This is a genomic window from Mesotoga sp. Brook.08.YT.4.2.5.2. (genome assembly GCF_003351125.1).
In the GTDB taxonomy this organism is placed as follows: domain Bacteria; phylum Thermotogota; class Thermotogae; order Petrotogales; family Kosmotogaceae; genus Mesotoga.
In genome coordinates this window covers 1-18680 of record NZ_JPGZ01000011.1, presented here as the reverse complement: position 1 = coordinate 18680, position 18680 = coordinate 1, and the positions used below count along the sequence as shown (strand labels likewise).

18 protein-coding genes and 1 tRNA gene are annotated in these 18680 nt (G+C 47.6%); 11 read left to right on the top strand and 8 right to left on the bottom strand.

Going from position 1 to position 18680, the window contains the following annotated elements:
* Nucleotide 1: 1 nt before the first annotated feature.
* Nucleotides 2-898: a GTPase Era gene (gene era / locus Q502_RS04140; RefSeq protein ID WP_099831085.1), complete on the top strand. Its 897-nt coding sequence runs from the start codon at nucleotides 2-4 to the stop codon at nucleotides 896-898.
* A gap of 15 nt (nucleotides 899-913) precedes the next feature.
* Nucleotides 914-2221, top strand: a complete 1308-nt coding sequence (locus Q502_RS04135) for an MFS transporter (RefSeq protein WP_099831084.1) — start codon at nucleotides 914-916, stop codon at nucleotides 2219-2221.
* Between the two features lie 203 nt (nucleotides 2222-2424).
* On the opposite strand, the gene Q502_RS04130 is transcribed toward Q502_RS04135, so the two are convergent.
* Nucleotides 2425-3117, bottom strand: a complete 693-nt coding sequence (locus Q502_RS04130) for an N-acetylmuramoyl-L-alanine amidase (protein ID WP_099831083.1) — start codon at nucleotides 3115-3117, stop codon at nucleotides 2425-2427.
* Between the two features lie 315 nt (nucleotides 3118-3432).
* Between Q502_RS04130 and rbfA the strand changes: the two genes are divergently transcribed.
* From rbfA to ribF, 3 genes are read left to right on the top strand one after another with little or no spacing between them, the layout of a single operon-like run.
* On the top strand, nucleotides 3433-3804 hold the full coding sequence (gene rbfA / locus Q502_RS04125; RefSeq protein WP_099831082.1) for a 30S ribosome-binding factor RbfA: 372 nt from the start codon (nucleotides 3433-3435) through the stop codon (nucleotides 3802-3804).
* Nucleotides 3797-4717: a tRNA pseudouridine(55) synthase TruB gene (truB, locus tag Q502_RS04120; protein WP_099831081.1), complete on the top strand. Its 921-nt coding sequence runs from the start codon at nucleotides 3797-3799 to the stop codon at nucleotides 4715-4717. The genes rbfA and truB overlap by 8 nt, the downstream gene beginning before the upstream one ends.
* A 1-nt stretch (nucleotide 4718) precedes the next feature.
* Nucleotides 4719-5606 carry a riboflavin biosynthesis protein RibF gene (gene ribF, locus Q502_RS04115; RefSeq protein WP_243392466.1) on the top strand — a complete coding sequence of 296 codons (888 nt, stop codon included), beginning with the start codon at nucleotides 4719-4721 and terminating at the stop codon, nucleotides 5604-5606.
* On the opposite strand, the gene Q502_RS04110 is transcribed toward ribF, so the two are convergent.
* Complete coding sequence (locus tag Q502_RS04110; protein WP_099831079.1) at nucleotides 5592-6383, bottom strand: alpha/beta hydrolase; 792 nt, start codon at nucleotides 6381-6383, stop codon at nucleotides 5592-5594. The genes ribF and Q502_RS04110 overlap by 15 nt on opposite strands.
* Before the next feature lie 83 nt (nucleotides 6384-6466).
* Here Q502_RS04110 and Q502_RS04105 point away from each other — a divergent pair.
* The 5 genes from Q502_RS04105 to Q502_RS04065 all read left to right on the top strand — a co-directional run bounded on the left by Q502_RS04105 (nucleotide 6467) and on the right by Q502_RS04065 (nucleotide 12316).
* Nucleotides 6467-6541: transfer RNA gene (locus Q502_RS04105), tRNA-Glu, on the top strand.
* A 1453-nt stretch (nucleotides 6542-7994) separates the two neighbouring features.
* On the top strand, nucleotides 7995-8270 hold the full coding sequence (locus Q502_RS04095) for a hypothetical protein (protein ID WP_099831077.1): 276 nt from the start codon (nucleotides 7995-7997) through the stop codon (nucleotides 8268-8270).
* Between the two features lie 603 nt (nucleotides 8271-8873).
* Nucleotides 8874-9170 carry a nucleotidyltransferase family protein gene (locus Q502_RS04090; protein ID WP_099831076.1) on the top strand — a complete coding sequence of 99 codons (297 nt, stop codon included), beginning with the start codon at nucleotides 8874-8876 and terminating at the stop codon, nucleotides 9168-9170.
* A 1418-nt stretch (nucleotides 9171-10588) separates the two neighbouring features.
* Nucleotides 10589-10864 (top strand): hypothetical protein, encoded by a 276-nt coding sequence (locus Q502_RS04080; RefSeq protein WP_099831074.1) that lies wholly within the window; start codon nucleotides 10589-10591, stop codon nucleotides 10862-10864.
* A gap of 1176 nt (nucleotides 10865-12040) precedes the next feature.
* A complete protein-coding gene (locus Q502_RS04065; protein ID WP_099831070.1) occupies nucleotides 12041-12316 on the top strand; it encodes a hypothetical protein in 276 nt (91 codons plus the stop codon).
* Nucleotides 12317-12846: 530 nt separating this feature from the next.
* Here Q502_RS04065 and Q502_RS04060 read toward each other — a convergent pair.
* The 6 genes from Q502_RS04060 to Q502_RS04035 all read right to left on the bottom strand — a co-directional run bounded on the left by Q502_RS04060 (nucleotide 12847) and on the right by Q502_RS04035 (nucleotide 17585).
* Complete coding sequence (locus Q502_RS04060; RefSeq protein WP_099831069.1) at nucleotides 12847-13212, bottom strand: protein-export chaperone SecB; 366 nt, start codon at nucleotides 13210-13212, stop codon at nucleotides 12847-12849.
* A 79-nt stretch (nucleotides 13213-13291) separates the two neighbouring features.
* Nucleotides 13292-13723 carry a helix-turn-helix transcriptional regulator gene (locus Q502_RS04055; RefSeq protein ID WP_102819216.1) on the bottom strand — a complete coding sequence of 144 codons (432 nt, stop codon included), beginning with the start codon at nucleotides 13721-13723 and terminating at the stop codon, nucleotides 13292-13294.
* Between the two features lie 96 nt (nucleotides 13724-13819).
* Nucleotides 13820-14164 (bottom strand): hypothetical protein, encoded by a 345-nt coding sequence (locus Q502_RS04050; protein ID WP_102819215.1) that lies wholly within the window; start codon nucleotides 14162-14164, stop codon nucleotides 13820-13822.
* Nucleotides 14165-14811: 647 nt separating this feature from the next.
* Nucleotides 14812-15594 (bottom strand): M48 family metallopeptidase, encoded by a 783-nt coding sequence (locus tag Q502_RS04045; RefSeq protein ID WP_112109504.1) that lies wholly within the window; start codon nucleotides 15592-15594, stop codon nucleotides 14812-14814.
* 4 nt (nucleotides 15595-15598) lie between these two features.
* Nucleotides 15599-16354, bottom strand: coding sequence for an ATP-binding protein (locus Q502_RS04040; protein ID WP_102819214.1), 756 nt, complete (start codon nucleotides 16352-16354; stop codon nucleotides 15599-15601).
* Nucleotides 16355-16379: 25 nt separating this feature from the next.
* Entirely contained in the window at nucleotides 16380-17585 is a 1206-nt protein-coding gene (locus tag Q502_RS04035) for a hypothetical protein (protein WP_099831063.1), read from the bottom strand.
* 155 nt (nucleotides 17586-17740) lie between these two features.
* Between Q502_RS04035 and Q502_RS04030 the strand changes: the two genes are divergently transcribed.
* Nucleotides 17741-18121: a four helix bundle protein gene (locus tag Q502_RS04030; protein WP_099831062.1), complete on the top strand. Its 381-nt coding sequence runs from the start codon at nucleotides 17741-17743 to the stop codon at nucleotides 18119-18121.
* The last annotated feature ends 559 nt before the right edge of the window (nucleotides 18122-18680 follow it).

The following is an 18680-nucleotide window of genomic DNA, read 5'->3' as shown; positions in this document are numbered from 1 at the left end:
GGTGAAGTCCGGGACTGTTGCTTTAGTGGGAAAGCCCAATGTGGGAAAGTCCACATTGATAAACACCATTATCGGAGAGAAGATTGCTATCGTCTCCGATAAACCGCAGACAACGAGAAACCGGATCGGCGGAATACTAACGACTGAGGAGGGCCAGATCGTCTTCTACGACACGCCCGGAATTCACAAACCTCTTCACAGACTCGGGCAATACATTCTAAAAGTCGCGACTTCATCGCTGGCCGGATCGGATCTTCTGCTGGTTATAGTCGACCCGACGGACGGGCTTCGCGAGTCGGACAGGCTCGTTGCCAATCATGTTAATCAAAGCCGAATTCCTGTCTTTCTCGCCATCAACAAGATTGATGAATACAAAAACGAAAGGCTTATTCAGGACTTCAAAGCAAAGGCCGAAGAGCTTTTCGAAAACGTTCGAAAGACTTTCCTGATCTCTGCTAAGAGCGGAGATGGTGTTAAAGAGATAATTGAAGATGTCTTCGACTTTCTTCCAGAGGGAAAGATGCTTTTCCCCGAAGACCTGATAACTGATCGTTCTTCCAGATTCATGGCATCGGAAGTAATTCGAGAAAAGGTTCTGCAGAACACCAGACAGGAGATCCCCCACTCGGTGGGAGTTGTTGTTCGGGAGTTCAAAGACGAAGGTAGTATACTGAAAATAAGAGCCGATGTAATCGTAGAGAGGAGCAGTCAGAAACCGATAATTCTCGGCAAGGGCGGCTCGATGATCAAGACCATCGGCACTGAAGCGAGGACGGATCTCGAATACATATTCGACCAGAAAGTCTTCCTCGATCTCTTTGTCAAGGTAAGAGAAAAGTGGAGAGATAAAGATTCCTTTATACAGGAGTTCACAAACCTAAGAGACGAACTTCAGTAGACCGGGGGGATGTAAATGAAAAAGGGAAAGGCGACTTTCGTTCTCTTTCTTATGCTCTTCATGATGGTCCTTCTAAACGCGGACCAGATGGTCATGTCTCCGAACATCGGGGAAATCGAGACCGAATTTGGAATAACAAAAGCAGACATTGGCCTCATCCAGGGTTCATTCACTATCGTCGGCGCCCTCATTTCACTTCTATGGGGCTTCCTGGCAGACAAGTACAGTAGAAAACACCTTCTGCTATTCAGCGTTTTGGTGGGCGAGATCCCATGCTTCCTGTCTGCCTTCGTCCAGACTTTCCCTCAGCTCTTCATTACACGGGCTTTGACGGGGATCGGGGTAGGAGCTCTCTTTCCAGTCGTCTTTTCGTACGCCGGAGATGCTTTCAAAGAGTCTCAGAGAGCAAAGGTCAATTCCTTCCTCTCTACGGCAATATCTTTGGGAGCCATTGTAGGGATGGTAATTGCCGGCTTCACCGGCACATCTCTTGGCTGGAGAACGCCCTTCATCATCGTATCTCTTCCGAACATTGTCCTCGCGTTCCTATTCTTCCTGTTCGCTGAAGAACCAAAGAGAGGAGCCGCCGAAGTGGCTGTCGGCGAACTCGTGGATCAGGGGATAAATTACATCGGAAAAGTTAGACTGTCCGACTACAAGGAACTCTTCAAAGTGAAGACGAATCTGATTCTCTTCATACAGGGTATTTTGGGAACGATTCCCTGGGGAGCAATACCGTACTATCTTGTGAACTACTTCGAAACCTCGAAAAACCTCTCAAAGGAATCGGCCACCTTGATTTTCATTTTCTTTGGAGTCGGAAACGTGCTTGGAATATTCTTCGGAGGTCTTGTCGGTGGTCTATTGTATAAGAAGAAGCCGTCATACATGCCTCTCTTCAGTGGAATAACGACAATAATCGGCACTTTCGTGGCTCTCCTGGCCCTGAACTTCCCACCAGTTGAGGGAGCCGGCAGCTTCATAATGCTGGGAGCGCTTGGAATGGTTGCTGCCGCTTCAGCGTCTATGACCGGACCAAACATGAAGACCATGCTGATGAATGTCAATCCCCCGGAAAACAGGGGAAGGATATTCTCGGTTTTCAACTTGACAGATTCTCTCGGAACGGGATTTGGGCAGTTCTTTGCAGGAACCCTGGCCACGGCAGTAGGCTCGCTGGGAGTCGCAATGAACGTTTCCGCGCTCTTCTGGCTTCCTTGCGGACTGGTGCTTCTTACTGCAGTACTGGCTTTCCCTAGAGACATCGACTCCCTTCACAGAAAGATGAAAGAGACTGCTCTCACTATGGGGAGGGGAAAATAGAGGCTTGTCAAGGGGTCGAAATTGATTACAGGACTGCCTTTGACTTGGAATATCGAAAAGAAAGTTGTATAATCTAATTGCTGAAGTAACCCTCAGACCGCTTCGCTGCCCTCGAAAAGGGCAGCAATTTTTATTTATAATGGTTATTTGCATAGATTTCTTCTTTGGGCTTGCTCGAAGTGCCTCGATTTTAGGAACGATACTTACTTGGTGAGGAAATAATCTGCGATTCCCGTAACCAGGGCCTCAACAAGCTTTTCTCTGTAATCACTGGTAGAGAGAAGGACATCTTCTTCGGGATTTGACATGAACCCCGCTTCGAAAATCAGCACGGGAACTTCAGACCAGTTGAACCCCGTCATGTCGTCACGAACTCTGATTCCGAGAGACTTGATCCCGCTTATTTGAAGCAAGCTCGCATGGATCTTCTCGGCGGCCTTCCTGCTCTCTTCGTAGATCGGTGCAGTGTATTTGGACGATGAAGAAGGAATAATCACCATGAACCCCTTCAGAGTATTATCAGAGCTATAATCTGCATGAACACGAATGCATAAGTCCGCATTAGCCTCATTTGCGATCTTCGCTCTTTCAATATTGCTCAAATTGACATCATGGCTCTCTCTTGTCATCACGACGTCGAACCCTTCCTCAAGAAGCCTGTCCCTCAGCATGAACGACAATTCCAGATTGAAAACATACTCGGGGATTCCCGTAGATACGCCGCGAGTCCCCGTGGAAACCTTCGCCTTTGTTGTCTCGGAACCGGGAGCGATCGGCTCATGAGTCAGATCGGCCTCCTTCTGATGACCGGGGTCGATACAGATAGTTAGCGAGAAACCAAGAGCGGCTAACAACATTACAACTATTAGAAGTACTATTCTGTTCTTTGAATGCATGGAACCACTCCTAATTATTAGTCAATAAAGATTATAACTTCTTTACGAATCGACAAGGTTAAACCTCAAAACTTGTAGTTACATTCACGGTCCACTCGGAAACGGAGACCCATTGACGGTGAACTGTCATACGCTTCCAGACGTGTCGGCCTCTCCTCCTGTCGAAGTCGGCCTTACTTCGTCGTGCAGCGAGCATCACTTCCCCGGACGATCCTCCGGGCCTCCGTCCCTGGGGAACTTAGCAATGCTTTCATTTCAATCCGGCATCTTCCCGAACTCGCTTTCTAGGTTATAATTATCAAGGAGGTGAGAGCTATGGCAAGCACTTACAGAAAAGAGATGCTGGAGTCAGAGATAATGAAGGTTCTCACAGTAGCTCTATCATCTTACACAGGCCACAACGACTCGCTTGGAATGACTTCCATTGTTAGGGTAGAACTCAGCAAGGACAAGAGATTCGCAACGATATTCGTCAGCTTGATGGGTCCTGACGATAGAAAGAAGAAACTCGTTGAGAAGCTGAATGAAGACAAGGGGATCTTCAGAACGGCTATTGCAAAGAATATCAGGTTATTCAAAGCTCCCGAAATACGCTTCAAGGAAGATATTGGAATTGAGGCAAGCCTCAGGGTAGCACAGTTGCTTGAACAGATCGAAAAGGAGAAAAAAGAGTCGAATAATGAGTGACGGAATAATACTCGTTGACAAGCCCGTTGGTGTAACCTCTCACGATGTTGTCAACCTTCTTCGCAGGAAACTGAATACAAAGAAGATCGGTCATGCGGGAACACTTGACCCTTTTGCAAGCGGACTTCTGATTGCCGGAATCAAAAAGGGAACCAGATTGCTCGAGTATTTCCTTGAAATGGATAAGACATATAGAGCGGAGCTTGAACTGGGGAGGATAACCGACACCTTCGATATCACAGGAAAGACAGTTGAAGAGAGAGAAGTTCCCGAGATCTCGATTGACGACATAACTTCGGTTTTGAAGTCGTTCGAAGGAGAGTATTTGCAGGTGCCGCCTGCATACTCTGCAAAAAAGCACAACGGAGAAAGACTGTACAAACTAGCTAGAGAGGGGAAGATCATAAACCTTCCACCGAAATCTGTGAAGGTTCACTCAATAGAACACATAACTCTCTCACAGAACAAGGTCACCTTCACCGCAAGGGTCTCGAAGGGGACTTATATAAGATCGCTAGTCATGGACATTGGCTACAAGCTTGGCTGTGGAGCGACAACCACTAACCTCCGACGAATTTCGCAGGGCAGATTTTCGGTAGACAACTCATACAGTATAGATGATGTTTCGCAGATCTCCGTAATCCCAATGGAGGAAGCAGTGGATTTTTTGCCCGGTCTTCTCCTCAGCGAGTCCGAAAGCAGCAAGGTGTTACTAGGTAATCAGATCCATGCTAACGGAGTTGCCGGCATCTTAGGGCACTTCGAGAAAGACGAGATTATCAGGATAATTGGAAGCGACGAGCGGCTTATCGCAGTGGCCAAATCCGAGCGCACCTCCTCATTCTTGAAGACGCTTATCGCGAAAGACTCCAAAGAAAGAGTGGCCAAACTCGTGAAGGTTCTCGGTGCATGAAATGTATGTAGCCTGTATAGGTAACTTCGATGGCGTACATCTTGGGCATAGAGCGATCATGAAAACAACGGTAGATGTTTCAGAAAGCCTTAAGATGCAGAGCACAGCTATATCAATCGTCTATCCCTGGGGATACTACTTCCCCAATTTTCCCGGCATCATCTATCCTGTTGCCCAGCGTTTGGAGCTTATCCTGGCAACAGGTATAGAGAGAGTAATTACTGCCAACATGGCCGATATAAGATACCTTGAGCCGGAGAAGTACATCTCGGGCCTTGTGAAGCAGGGCGTAAAAGCCTTTGTAGTAGGTAAAGACTTCACATTCGGAAGCGGTGCAAAGGGAAACGTCGATCTTTTGGAGAGACTTTCCAAAGAGATGGATTTCGGCGTTGTAGTAGTTCACGATACACTTCATAACGAAAGAAGAGTCAGCAGTAGCTGGATAAGGGAGAGCCTTGTCAAAGGTGATATCGGATTGGCTAACACTCTCCTGGGGAAGAAGTACTCTATACGGGGAAAAGTGTACAAGGACAAACAGCTCGGTTCGAAAATAGGTTTTCCCACAGCAAACATAAGCAGGGGAGACGAGAAGCTGGTAACACCGAAGTCGGGAGTTTACATTGTCAAGTCGCAGATCAACTCAAGAGACTACTTCGGCCTGCTAAACATTGGATTCAGACCGACAATAAACACTTCCGAAGAGGTGAAGTACGAGATCTACTTCTTTGATTACTCGGGCAGCCTCTATGACAGAAATCTAGAGCTGGAGCTCCTCGAATTCATAAGGCCCGAGCTTAAATTCGAATCCCTCGACGACCTGATAGAACAGATCAGACATGATGTAAAAGTCTCAAAGCGCTGGCTCGAAATTCACTCAGATATGCTCTGAGAAGAACGATGAGATTGCCTCGAAGAACTGAGGCTTCCTCTCTTCATCTGCAAACATCTCGTGCTTTCCACCGGCTATCTCTATTATTCTCTTCTCTGACTCTATCTTCTTGTAGAGCTCCTGTGCCCCAGCGGGATCGACAACCCTGTCTGCAGAACCATATACTATCAGAGTAGGGATTTTGATTTTGTTCGCATTGGCCATTGCCAGATCGATACTATCTTCAAGCCCAAAGAAGAGATTCGGCGATACCCTGTCATGAACATACGGATCATCTACATATCTCTTCACGGCCCTTTGATTATGCGAAAGATCCGATGGAGTAAAACGCGACGAACTACTGAACGTCGTTTTCGGCGCGACTCTTCTGACAACCGAAATCAACGGCAGCAACTTCTTCACGGAGTCCTTCGCTGAAAAGAGATGGGGTGCGCTTATAGCCAGAGCTCTGTAAGAATTTGGATACTCCTCGGCAACCCTGGTAGCAATAAGCCCTCCCATACTATGGCCAAAAAGAAAGACCGGGAGATCCGGCTGGATCCTTTTCACTCCTTCAGTAAGCTGCCTGACCGCCGAAATGAAATCTGTAAAAGACTTTATGAAGCCGCGTGTTCCGGCCTGCATTCCGTGGCCGGCAAAGTCCGTCGCAAAGACACCAAATCCCTTTTCGCTTAGATAAGAAGCAAAACCATCATATCTTCCGCTATGCTCACCTATTCCATGACATAACACAACGTTCGCCTTAGCCCCTGGAGAAAACCACCGTCTGATAAACACCGAAACACCTCCTCAAAATGATTATATCTCTTAAGCAGGGGTGTTTACAAAAGCCGGAGACCATGATAATATTATTTCTGTTCGGCCCCATAGGATAACGGCTAGTCCACCGGATTCTCAGTCCGAAGGTCGGGGTTCGATTCCCCGTGGGGCTGCCACCCTAAGTTCCTCAAGTGATACCTAAAGTACGTTGAAGGGTCTCCCGATAGGGAGATCTTTCGTTTTTTAATGCTGGTACCTTAATCTTCACTTGAGCGCCAAGTGCTGTGAAATACGGTTCTCCGTCGGCTGTCCAAGAGCCAGGACCCGTCCTCCGAAAAGATCATTCGAGAAAGAGCTGATAGAGACGTTCGCTGCGCTCACGAGAAGGCAGGTGAAAAGTCTCAGTCACTGCTGAAATTAGACGCAAGCGCCGAAAGAACATCGGCGGACGCAAGGCTGGCTTCGCCAGGTCGCAATGCCCGGGAAAGCATCCGGGGACGCAAGGCTGCCTTCGGCAGGAGGCGATTTTGAGCCTGTTTGTTGACACAGACCAGTTTCGGCTTTGCGAGACCAATAAGAAGCATCGATAAAGAGCTGATAGAGACGGTCGCTCGCTCACAAGAAGAGCGAGATTCTGAGCAGGATCATCTCAGAATGACGCGCTTAGATTAGGGTCTGGAGTCTAGGGTCTCGGGTGTGGTGAAAAAACGATTTACTCTGCGGGCATCCCGTGGTGCCTGCCCAGAAAGCCTGCCCTGAAAATTTCCTGTTCAGGGCTCCTGTTTGGGGGCTCTGTTCAGTATCATGCCGTAATATCCCCACACCGTCATCCCGTGATGGGTCTGCACGGGATCTGGTCTTGAAGTACCGAGGTTGCAGGTTCGAAAAACCTTGTGAGCAGTATTTTGAAACAAGTTCACCATGACGGGATGCGATGTTCTCCAAATAACCTAAGGCAATCATTTCAGAGTCGGATCCTGAATCTAGTTTTCGATCTTCTTCTTGGCTTAACCAAGAACGAAGAACAGGTCCTCGCTCTGGAACGAAGAACGAGTTTTCCTCGGAGGACGGTGGACCGATGACGGTCAACGTGGTTTTCATCAGCGCGCAGCCTTCAGCGGCTCTCTGATCTTCCCAGCGGGTCCTTGCTCCTAAGCGTACTGCGTTTTTTAGGAGCAGGATTCTGAATCATTTTGGAATGACGACTGGCTACTCCTTCTACCCTCATTCTATACTCTCTGCTTTCTCTCTTGTGACAATACACGAGAATGACGGAATCCTAGACGAAGAACCTAGAACCTGGACGCGTAGCGTCGGAACGAAGAACCGTTCTTCACGAATAACAGGTCCTCGCTCTGGAACGAAGAACGAGTTTTCCTCGGAGAACGGTGGACCGTTGACGGTTGACCTGAGAGGCTTCGTGCGAAGCAGCATCACTTCCCGACAAAGTCGGCCTCGCCTCTCACTTTTTTCTTGCCACTGATCTTTGGCTCTTTCCACCCCCAATCTGCTCTACCCGCAGCCACGGCTCTTCAAATCTCTAAGCAATCTCTAAGCGTTTGTTAAGCGGGCTCTAAGAAACGGGCCGTAGACTGAGAATATACCAAAAATCATATGGAGGTGTAAGAGATGAAAAAGATAGTGTTGATTACGATAGCGGTTCTTCTGATCGGTGGAATGACATTGGCAGTAGGTTACGGAACGAAAGCGATGCAGAGAGTTCAGGATCCCACAACCTGTGAGAACTTTGTGGATGCAGACGGCGACGGAATAAATGACAACTGCCCGAATGACGGAGTAAGAGAACTGAAGAATGCCCAGGACGGAACAGGCTACAGGCACGGCGCCTCTGGCGAAAAGGGACCGGGACTCGGCAGAGGATTCGGAAAAGCAGCACAGCTCTAAAAGATAAAACCCCTACCCAATCTATCAAGGGCCCGAAAGGGCCCTTGTTCTTATGATAACAAAATCGAAGACAATAGACGTCAGGAATCCGTCGGTCTACGTTTCTGGCTTGGGCTGTCATTTCGAATCTGATTGCGAAACTAAACGCTGTAGAGATGACATGAATGAGGTTAGAGGTTAGAAAGGCAAGATCTACTTGCTCTTCTACCTCTTCCCTCTGGTCTCTTACGTCTTTTGCCACCTTCAACAAGGACCTGGACGCGAAGCGTCGGAACGATGAACCTCTCTTTTGCTCTTGATCTTGAATCCCCGCTTGCGGTGGGAAGTGTTTGTTCTGAAACAAGTTCCGAGCTCGACCCCGTATCGATAACATGTATCTCAAATGTGGCAGTCTGTGCATTGCACGCGATAACACGCTTGTTATTGAATTCTCTTTTTTCCTCGAAGCGACGCTCTCGATAATGTTCTTTCCCGACTGTTAGTATCGAAGAAACGTGGTTTTCATCAGCGCACAGCCTTCAGCGGCTCTTCCCCCGCGAAGCGGGACTTAAGTCCGCCAATGCTATAATTGGCCTAGAACAATGTTAATCGTGGAGGAACAGTATGAACACTCTGGAAGATATTCTTTCAAAGCTCTCCGGAAAGCTATCAGAGCTTAAATTGGAGTACAAGGTGAAAACCATAGGAGTCTTTGGTTCCTACGCGAGAAATTTACAGACTGAAAGCAGCGACGTCGACATTCTTGTCGATTTCGAGCAGACTCCTGATCTCTTCGAGTTCATAAGGCTTAAGAACGATCTCGCATCATTGCTTGAAAAGCGTGTCGATCTGGTAACTCGCAAAGCACTAAGAAAAGACTATGAAGATCGGGTCTTATGCGAGGTCAAATACATATCATGAGACCAGATGACGCTGAGAAACATATCGAAGAGATCCTAAGAACCGCTCACTCACAAGAAGAGCGAGATTCTGAGCAGGATCATCTCAGAATGACGCGATGCAAAAGAAGACTATCACCCCATGTCACTCGTACAAACTCCTTACTTCATCACCCGTAAGCCTGCCCAGAAAGCCTGCCCCAATGAGCCTGCCCTGAAATGCTCCTGTTCAGGGTCATCCCGTGATGCTTCTGCACGGGATCTGGTCTTGAAGTACCGAGGTTGCAGGTTCGACAAACCTTGAGAGCAGTATTTTCGAACAAGTTCAGCATGACGGGATGCGATGTTCTCCAAATAACCTAAGGCCTGCATCCCGAGTACTCCTTATGTCAATCCCTTACTTTGTCATCCCGATATGAAACTGATCGGGATCTCGAATGTAAGAACCGCTGTGCGCTTAAAAGCGGGGAACCCGCTGATCGCTGTGGAGAACCGTCCTTCGTGACTCGTCCCAGATCATGGACCCGTCCTTCGCTCAGACCCAAGCCCAGATCCTGAACAGGAGCACTTCAGGATGACGTGAAGGACTGTCTTCCCGTGATGGGTCTGCACGGGATCTGGTCTTGAAGTACCGAGGTTGCAGGTTCCAAAAACCTTGAGAGCAGTATTTTGAAACAAGTTCAGCATGACGGGATGCGTTGTTCTCCAAATAACCTAAGGCCGTCATCCCGAGTACTCCTTATGTCAATCCCTTACTTTGTCATCCCGTAGAGCCTGCCCCAAAATGCTCCTGTTTGGGGGGTCTGCACGGGATCTCGCATCTAAGAACAGCTGTACGCTTCCTAGGAACGAGATTTTGAATCAATTTCGGATGACGACTGTGACGTTTTTGCTTTCGGGTCTTTAGCTTGCAACTCGGAACTGAGAACCTGCAACTGATCATCAGCGTACAGCCTTCAGCGGGTCCTTGCTCCTAAGCGTACTGCGATTTTTAGGAGCAGAATTCTGAATCATTTTGGAATGACGACTGGCTACTCCCTCTACCCTCATTCTATACTCTCTACTTTCTCTCTTATGACAATACACGAGAATGACGGAATCCTAGACGAAGAACCATGAACCTGGACGCGTAGCGTCGGAACGAAGAACCGTTCTTCACGAATAACAGGTCCTCGCTCTGGAACGAAGAACGAGTTTTCCTCGGAGGACGGTGGACCGTTGACGGTTGACCTGAGAGGCTTCGTGCGAAGCAGCATCACTTCCCGACGAAGTCGGCCTCGCCTCTCACTTTTTTCTTGCAACTGATCTTTGGGTCTTTCGGACCCCCTACCCCTATCCGCAACCACGTTCTCTAAGCAACCTCTAAGCGGCCGTTAAGCGGGCTCTAAGAAACTGGCCGTAGACTGAGAATGTACCAAAAATCAAATGGAGGTGTAAGAGATGAAAAAGATAATGTTAATTACGATTGCAGTTCTTCTGATCGGTGGAATGACATTGGCAGTAGGTTACGGAACGAAAGCGATGCAGAGAGTTCAGGATCCCACAACCTGTGAGAACTTTGTGGATGCAGACGGCGACGGAATAAATGACAACTGCCCGAATGGCGGAGTAAGAGAACTGAAGAACGCCCAGGACGGAACAGGCTACAGGCACGGCGCCTCTGGCGAAAAGGGACCGGGACTCGGCAGAGGATTCGGAAAAGCAGCACAGCTCTAAAAGATAAAACCCCTACCCAATCTAGTCAAGGGCCCGAAAGGGCCCTTGTTCTTATGATAACAAAATCGAAGACAATAGACGTCAGAAATTCGTCGGTCTACATTTCCGCCTTGGGCTTTCATTTCGAATCTGATTGCGAAACTAAACGCCGTAGAGATGACATGAATGAGGTTAGAGGTTAGAAAGGCAAGATCTACTTGCTCTTCTACCTCTTCCCTCCGGTCTCTTACGTCTTTTGCCCCCTTCAACATGGACCTGGACGCGAAGCGTGGGAACGATGAACCTCTCTTTTGCTCTTGATCTTGAATCCCCGCTTGCGGTGGGAAGTGTTTGTTCTGAAACAAGTTCCGAGCTCGACCCCGTATCGATAACATGTATCTCAAATGTGGCAGTCTGTGCATTGCACGCGATAACACAGTTGTTATTGAATTCTCTTTTTTTCCTCGAAGCAACGCTCTTGAGAATGTTCTTTCCCGACTGTTAATATCGAAGAAACGTGCTGCTGAAAGAAGTTCAGACGGAACTTGAGTTTTTTTGCTCTATAGCTGCAACTTTCATCTTGGCACTTGCAACTGATCTATTTCGGAGAACGGAGAACCGATGACGGTCAACGTGGTTTTCATCAGCGCGCAGCCTTCAGCGGCTCTTTTTTGTCTTCCCAGCGGGTCCATGCTCTACCCAGCGTACAGCCTTCAGCGGGTCCTTGCTCCTAAGCGTACTGCGATTTTTAGGAGCAGGATTCTGAATCATTTTGGAATGACGACTGGCTACTCCCTCTACCCTCATTCTATACTCTCTACTTTCTCTCTTATGACAATTCACGAGAATGACGGAATCCTAGACGAAGAACCAAGAACCTGGACGCGTAGCGTCGGAACGAAGAACCGTTCTTCACGAATAACAGGTCCTCGCTCTGGAACGAAGAACGAGTTTTCCTCGGAGGACGGTGGACCGATGGCGGTTGACCTGAGAGGCTTCGTGCGAAGCAGCATCACTTCCCGACGAAGTCGGCCTCGCCTCTCTCTTTTTTCTTGCAACTGATCTTTGGGTCTTTCGGACCCCCTACCTCTATCCGCAACCACGTTCTCTAAGCAATCTCTAAGCGTTTGTTAAGCGGGCTCTAAGAAACTGGCCGTAGACTGAGAATGTACCAAAAATCATATGGAGGTGTAAGAGATGAAAAAGATAATGTTAATTACGATAGCAGTTCTTCTGATCGGTGGAATGTCATTGGCAGTAGGTTACGGAACGAAAGCGATGCAGAGAGTTCAGGATCCCACAACCTGTGAGAACTTTGTGGATGCAGACGGCGACGGAATAAATGACAACTGCCCGAATGACGGAGTAAGAGAACTGAAGAATGCCCAGGACGGAACAGGCTACAGGCACGGCGCCTCTGGCGAAAAGGGACCGGGACTCGGCAGAGGATTTGGAAAAGCAGCACAGCTCTAAAAGATAAAACCCCTACCCATTAAAGCAAGGGCCCGAAAGGGCCCTTGTTCTTGTAATGAATACAATCGAGTTTGACAGCACAAATTCTGAAAGACGCTGAAGAAGTGTTAAATGGAAAAGAAGGGAGGACGTACCACCGCATTTTCAAATCACCACGTGCTTGATTCGTTAAGTATCTCAATGGCCCCACACTCGATTTGGAGTGTTCTTTTGTGGGTTCTGTTTATTGTCTCATGAGAAAAATGAAATCCTTCTGAAAGAAGGGCCTCTACTGGCGGCTGCCCTGTACAGCGGGGTTTGATTTTCAGTGTCGCCATATTCTGGCGAAAGACGGTCTCAAGTAGACGAGTCCCTAATCAGCAGTAATTATCATAGGATTCCACGCTGATTTCGAGCGGTTTTCTCCGGGAAGCCTCGCGCTAGCAGCTGCTTTCTTCAATACAAATATCCTCTGGCTATATCATATGATCAATCTAGATGTTCGATGAAGGCGAGCTAGCTGATATGACCACAGAAGAATACTGATCAGATTATTCCCTATTCTTTTCTTTTTTCTCTGACAAGGTGTTTTTTGAGAGTGACTGAGGCACATTGATCAAAGGTATTCTTATAGGGGGATTCATTCCAGCCTGCGAAGTGAAAGAGATAATAGCGGCCCTAAGAAGAGGGATCAGAGTTGCGGTCCCGCTAATCATGCAAAAGTCTTCGAATGTTTTGTCTTCCATATTCTCGGGAGCTTCAAACCTACCCTTGATTGTTGCATCGAGCTTCAAAGCCATCTTTCTTCCGCTTCGACCCCTGACTTTGACTGAGAGAGACAACAAGCCGAGGAGGCAACCGTTATCGGCACGCCCATATTCAAGCTCTGGATCATGCAGGTCCAGCGAAATTGACATGTTTTTGACCCCCTCCTGGAGAGTAAACGAAAAATCAGAAATTCTGTGCGCCAAGAAACGGAACTCGGCATTCACTGGCTCAGGCACTATTCTTCATCCCTTTGATGCTTTGATTGCCAACGTACTCCCATATTGAGACTCGCTCTTCAGAAGAATCTGGAATCGAAGTATCATCTTTGAAGTCAATCTCAAGAGATACACGACCTCCGAGTTTGTTGACAACGTCAAAAAGCTTTCTTATTGTGAAGTTATAGTCGCCACTTTCGATCTTCGAGATCATTGCCTGGCTGCACTCTAGTTTTTCTGCCAGCTCCTTTTGTGAAAGGGAGTTATCCGCCCGATAGTTAATAAGAGCTGCAGAAATATCCGTCATGACTCCAATCAAGTTCAACTCAAATCTCGTGTCATCGTCTGCCGACTCTAACAACAGTTCGCTGTCTCTCTTGAACACAGGCTCTGGATTTTCAGTATTCATTCTTCTCTTTCTATCGCCTTCAACCCATGAAAACATAGACAACCACACCTCCTAAAACTTGCACACATTAAATCCCCGACCAGTCCATTCACAAATCCTCGACTTCAGTCTCTCGATCGCCTTCTCGTACTTTTAATCGGGCTCATCAAAGAAGACAAGATAAACAATAATCTTCTTATCATTGAAGAAGCAGAAAAGAATCCTTGCGTTTCCTGGATCATTCCTCTTCGTCTCCGTAAGATGAAGAGAATATATCGAATAGCTGGTCTTCGTACGTCTCAAAACCTCCAGGCGGGAAGATCTTCGCGGTTTTGCAAGTTCCGTTTTCAGATATTTCTCCCCCGCCTTCTCCAGCAGCTCGGTGAGCAAAAACCTATTCTTTATCAGATCCTTCTTTCTGGAGGGATTCTTTTCTACGTACTTGTCAAATTCCCTCTGCATTCTTTCGCCGGATAAGACATCGATCTTTCTCTCCATCTTACCTCTATTTATAACTTATAAGTTGTATTATTGTAAGAACGATCCGTAACGATTATTACTCGTTACAACCATCCTGGGTCAATTAATAAGGCATTGCTCGCGATATCGAATGATTTCCATGAGCTTTCGGGATGGTTTAAGTAATCCTCTTGAGTTGATCTCTGGATGTAGAATAATTGGTAAGTTGGACTTCAACATTTCCTCTGCAACTGGTTTTCTCTTCGCGAGAAACCTTGAATATTCACTAAGTTCCATTGATTGCAACAAGCACAAAGCACTTTCTTATTGCGAGATATTCGCAAGTTAATATCTGTAGCCGGGCCAGTTGATCTACTTTCTCTTACTATCGAAAGTTGTTTAAGCAGACGGGCATAGTTCGCCTCAGTTCACATGAGAATTCATCAGCAGAACCAAAACCTGCCTACGACTTACGGAATAAATCCCAACGATGTCAGATATACATTTCATAAACTGTTGTCGAATTTCTTTACCAAGAAGAGATCGTTCTGAACTGAAGACGTTTGTCCCAATGATAGATAATTGAAGTAGCCGGGCGGGCGCCCGGCTTCGGTTCAGCTATGTGAATATGCAGTGGCAAACGAATCATGTTACCCTTTGACTGTTTGCTATTCTCCGGAAAGCATCTATTGAATAGGATTTGCTTCGGTCACCTGCTGCGTACCTGCAATGGTGTGCTGATTTTTTCCCACCCATTCCTCAATAATCTCCTTCCCCTCGAATAGATCAGCAATGGTGATCGATTCGCCGAGTTTGTCTTCGTAGAAGTTCTGAAAGCTTGATCCTCTGGAGCCGGAGAGATCGAGGATCATACCTGCTATTATGTATCTTCTGCTTTGCTCTGGCTTGTCGAGGCTCTCGAGTGCCTTGCCTGCGAGAAAGTAGCTTTTCGGAGTCCTGGGATCGAGCCTCAGCAGCTTCTGAGCCCATGCGAGGGCATCGAGAGGCCTGTCGGTTTCGAGATAAAGATAAACAAGCTCTTCCACAGCTTTCATGTTATCTTTATCTTCCGAAAGTGCGGCCCTGAACATAAGTTCGGATTTGTAAGGCTTCTTTCGCTTCTTGTAGATCTTTCCGAGGAAGACCATTCCTTCTATGTCATTCGGTTTCCTGGAATAATGCTCTTCAATAAGCGACTCTGCAGTCTCTGTGTCATCGAAGAGATAAGCGATATGTCCGAGATCCCACAGCTCTTCCTCGTTCAGAGTTACCCACCTTTCGAATTCGCTCGCAACTGATACGCCCTTCTCAGCCTCAGAAGCGCATTGACTACTTTCTCCATTTAGAACTGTTTCTGAAACACTCTCCTTCTTTGAGAGATCGTTTATTATCTCGCGATAAAGCTTGCCCGCTTCTTTCCAACTTCCATCCAGAAGCAGAGCCATCGTCTTGGTTATTCTGTCTTCCATTGCATCACTCCTCTTTCCTTCGCTCTTCTTGCAATTTGGAACTTGCATCTTGGAACTCATCTCTCGTCCATGCCACATACCTCTCCCTCTTCTTCTCGCGGTAGGACTTGACTCCTTCTAGCCGCATGATCGCGGTCCTCTCGCCCAGTCTGCTGAAGATCCTGGCTCCAACGGTTCCATCGAAATCAGTTAAGTTCAGGTTGGAGGTTATTATAGTTCCCGCTCCCTGTTCATACCTGTGGTTTATCAGTTCGAATATCTTGTCTGTGGTCATCTTGTTTTCCGTCTCGTTGCTGAGGTCGTCAATAACGAGAAGGTCAACCCCCGAACACTCCTGTATCTTCTCGGAGATCGTCTTGAAGTCTCCGATCTTCAGAGACGGAGCCGTTATGAAGGCTACCGTATCTCCCATATTCACCGCTTCTATCGCTATGCCCGCCGCGAGGTGAGTCTTTCCGGTTCCGTAGCCTCCCAAAAGGACGAAGTTCGATCCTATCTTCCACGCCCTGTGTCTCACGTACTTCTTCGAGAGGTCGAGCGCCCTTTCAGTCACTTCATCTTCAGCGATGAAGTTGTCCAGTCTTCTCTCCCAAAGTCCCTTGGGAAGAACTTTTATCAGCCTCTCCATGTTCTCCTTTACCCTTCTGAATTCCCTGTATATCGAGCACTCGTACATGAGGTCGCTGTACTGTGGGTCTTCGCTCGCGTAAATGATATATCCCCCGTAAGGGCACTTCTCCGGACCGGAACAGTTCCTCATGCACTCTTCTATCGCCTCGTCTTTGCTATACCGTGTATTTGAGGAGTTCTTCGAGTGTTTTGGGTCTTTCTCTTGCGGGATTCTTGAACTTTTCGATAGGATCTCTAAACGATCCAGAATCGCTCCAATCTTTTCTTCCATTTCTATTCGCTCTCCTTCCGAATGCGCCCCTTAGAAGAGGCTGCATAAGATATTCGAAGCCTATCTCTTCGAGTACTTCGTGTTTCGATCTGTCTATAGCTATGATCGCAGTCTTTATCTGGGAGGGATAGCATTTATTGAGGGCTTCTCTCAGGAGAGGAATCCACTCCCTCTCGAAGGGCCCTATTATCGCCTCCCATGTTTCCATAACGTCTCTCTCGTACCTCGAACAGGAGTCGAGATAGGAGAGATCCTCTTGCTCTCCATCTTCCCTGTCCGGATCATTCTTCTCGAACAGCGGAACAATCAGACAACCTTCCGCCTGCACTTCTTCCGGAGGTCCGCCTTCGCCTTGACGCAATTGTTCATTCCCGTTCGATTTGATTCCGGAAACGGCCATTTCGCCGGGAGGAGTGTCTCCGGAAATGAGCTCTTGCGAATCATTATCCAACTCTGTTTGCACAAGAGAGACTTTCTTTGCGACTTCAGAAATCTCTTCTTTCTCTTCATTCTTAACCCCTTTTTCCGTTGATTGCGAAAGCAAAGCTTTCGTTTCTCCGTAAGGAGAAAGAATGTTTTTTTCTCTTGTTTTGTTTACTTTACTTTTCTTTAGTTTAGTTTTGTTTATATTACTAGCAGGCGTCGGGTAGGCCTCCGGTAGGTCTCCAGTAGGCCTAGAGTAGGTCTCGGGTATGGTCTCATCTCTAATGACGCTGTTCTCTTGTTCATGAACAGACGCTTTCGCAACCGCGCAGGGTGGTGTGTCTTGAGTAGGTCTTGTGTCGGCCTCGGGTAGGTCACGGGTAGGTGTCGGGTGCGCAATTACTGTGTATTTTCCCGGGTTATGTCGGTCACCCGTTTCATACGCCAACAGACCGAATTTACACAGTTTTCTCCTCGCCCTTATGAGCTGGTCCCTGGTGCAGCCGAACACACTCTGAACTATCCCGTTTGGAACTATGAAACTCTCGGGCCATCTCGCGTTGTTCGCATAGTCGAGTATGAAGAAATAAAGAGACGTCTCGAGAGAGTTGAACTTGTGTATCTTGTTCGCTATCCAGAAGTTGTTTATAAGTTCTATGTAATTCATACGAAAACCTCCATAGAAATAGTTGTCAGTCAACGGTTCGCCGTTCTCCGAAAGAGCCAGGTCAATGGCCTAACCGCTCTTTTTCCTCTCGATAAACCGCTTAACTTGGACTGCTAAAGGTTCTTCTGCTATCATCATCATCGGGAGGTGTGATGATGGCTTTCAGATTCAAGGACCTCGAGGTTTGGAAGTTGAGCAAGGACTTCGCAAGGGATATCTACTCAGTTACCTCAACTTTTCCGGAGGAAGAGAGATACGCTTTGGTTTCTCAACTTCGCAGAGCCGCAGTCTCCGTTATGTCTAACATTGCTGAAGGTGCCGGCCGCCAATACAGGAAGGAATTCGTTCATTTCCTGTACCTGGCCAGAGGCTCTCTCAATGAAACAGTTTCTCAGTTGGAACTTTCGTTCGAATTCGGCTATATCGACAAAGAGACTCTTGAAACTATTGAACAGAGTGCCGAACGCATTAACCGCATGCTCTGGAAACTTTCGAAATCACTTGCTCCTTCCACTTCGGAGAACGGTCAACGGTGAACCGTTAACTCTCTTGGGGTAGGTCCAAGGATCTTGGTGAGTAGCCCGGGGGGATTTCACCCCCAGGCTCTCTCAGAACCGGACTTGAACCTCTCGATTCATCCGGCTCCCATTATCCAGCCATATAGAATATCCCCATTGTCCAGTGTACAAAGGAGATGTCATACGACCTCATTTTGTCTGTTAGCACTTCCCTTCCCTCTGTTCACAGTTCCTCCCTTTCGGTTGTCTGCACAGAGTTGGTTGACTAACCTACAAAACTGGATAACACAGTCCCTTCGCTCCACTCCCATTACAGGAGCTTCATCACTACTACGGACTGTTCCGCCCCTGAATCTGGCATCGGTACTTTCACCCTCGTGGGTCTTCCACTTGCAGCTTTTCCCTTAACATCCAGATCCAGGTTCCCAAGTTCCTAATCGAAGCCTGTACCAGGGTCACGCCACCTGTATGCCGGTCACCATCTGGACAGTAAGCAGGTTTCCTCCAGACTTATCCCGGGATAGTAGGTCCTCCCGGTTTTGATGACACTAAAGGTTGTTACGACACGTTCACGGCG

Bases quoted from the DNA above. Each gene is read 5' to 3' on its own strand.
- Q502_RS04080 (WP_099831074.1), top strand. From the start codon at position 10,589: ATGAAAAAGATAATGTTAATTACGATTGCAGTTCTTCTGATCGGTGGA.
- Q502_RS04130 (WP_099831083.1), bottom strand. From the start codon at position 3,117: ATGCATTCAAAGAACAGAATAGTACTTCTAATAGTTGTAATGTTGTTA.
- Q502_RS04065 (WP_099831070.1), top strand. From the start codon at position 12,041: ATGAAAAAGATAATGTTAATTACGATAGCAGTTCTTCTGATCGGTGGA.
- Q502_RS04060 (WP_099831069.1), bottom strand. From the start codon at position 13,212: ATGTCAATTTCGCTGGACCTGCATGATCCAGAGCTTGAATATGGGCGT.
- rbfA (WP_099831082.1), top strand. From the start codon at position 3,433: ATGGCAAGCACTTACAGAAAAGAGATGCTGGAGTCAGAGATAATGAAG.
- Q502_RS04095 (WP_099831077.1), top strand. From the start codon at position 7,995: ATGAAAAAGATAGTGTTGATTACGATAGCGGTTCTTCTGATCGGTGGA.
- Q502_RS04040 (WP_102819214.1), bottom strand. From the start codon at position 16,354: ATGAGGAACTGTTCCGGTCCGGAGAAGTGCCCTTACGGGGGATATATC.
- Q502_RS04030 (WP_099831062.1), top strand. From the start codon at position 17,741: ATGGCTTTCAGATTCAAGGACCTCGAGGTTTGGAAGTTGAGCAAGGAC.
- Q502_RS04090 (WP_099831076.1), top strand. From the start codon at position 8,874: ATGAACACTCTGGAAGATATTCTTTCAAAGCTCTCCGGAAAGCTATCA.
- ribF (WP_243392466.1), top strand. From the start codon at position 4,719: ATGTATGTAGCCTGTATAGGTAACTTCGATGGCGTACATCTTGGGCAT.
- truB (WP_099831081.1), top strand. From the start codon at position 3,797: ATGAGTGACGGAATAATACTCGTTGACAAGCCCGTTGGTGTAACCTCT.
- Q502_RS04050 (WP_102819215.1), bottom strand. From the start codon at position 14,164: ATGGAGAGAAAGATCGATGTCTTATCCGGCGAAAGAATGCAGAGGGAA.
- Q502_RS04045 (WP_112109504.1), bottom strand. From the start codon at position 15,594: ATGGAAGACAGAATAACCAAGACGATGGCTCTGCTTCTGGATGGAAGT.
- Q502_RS04035 (WP_099831063.1), bottom strand. From the start codon at position 17,585: ATGAATTACATAGAACTTATAAACAACTTCTGGATAGCGAACAAGATA.
- Q502_RS04055 (WP_102819216.1), bottom strand. From the start codon at position 13,723: ATGTTTTCATGGGTTGAAGGCGATAGAAAGAGAAGAATGAATACTGAA.
- Q502_RS04135 (WP_099831084.1), top strand. From the start codon at position 914: ATGAAAAAGGGAAAGGCGACTTTCGTTCTCTTTCTTATGCTCTTCATG.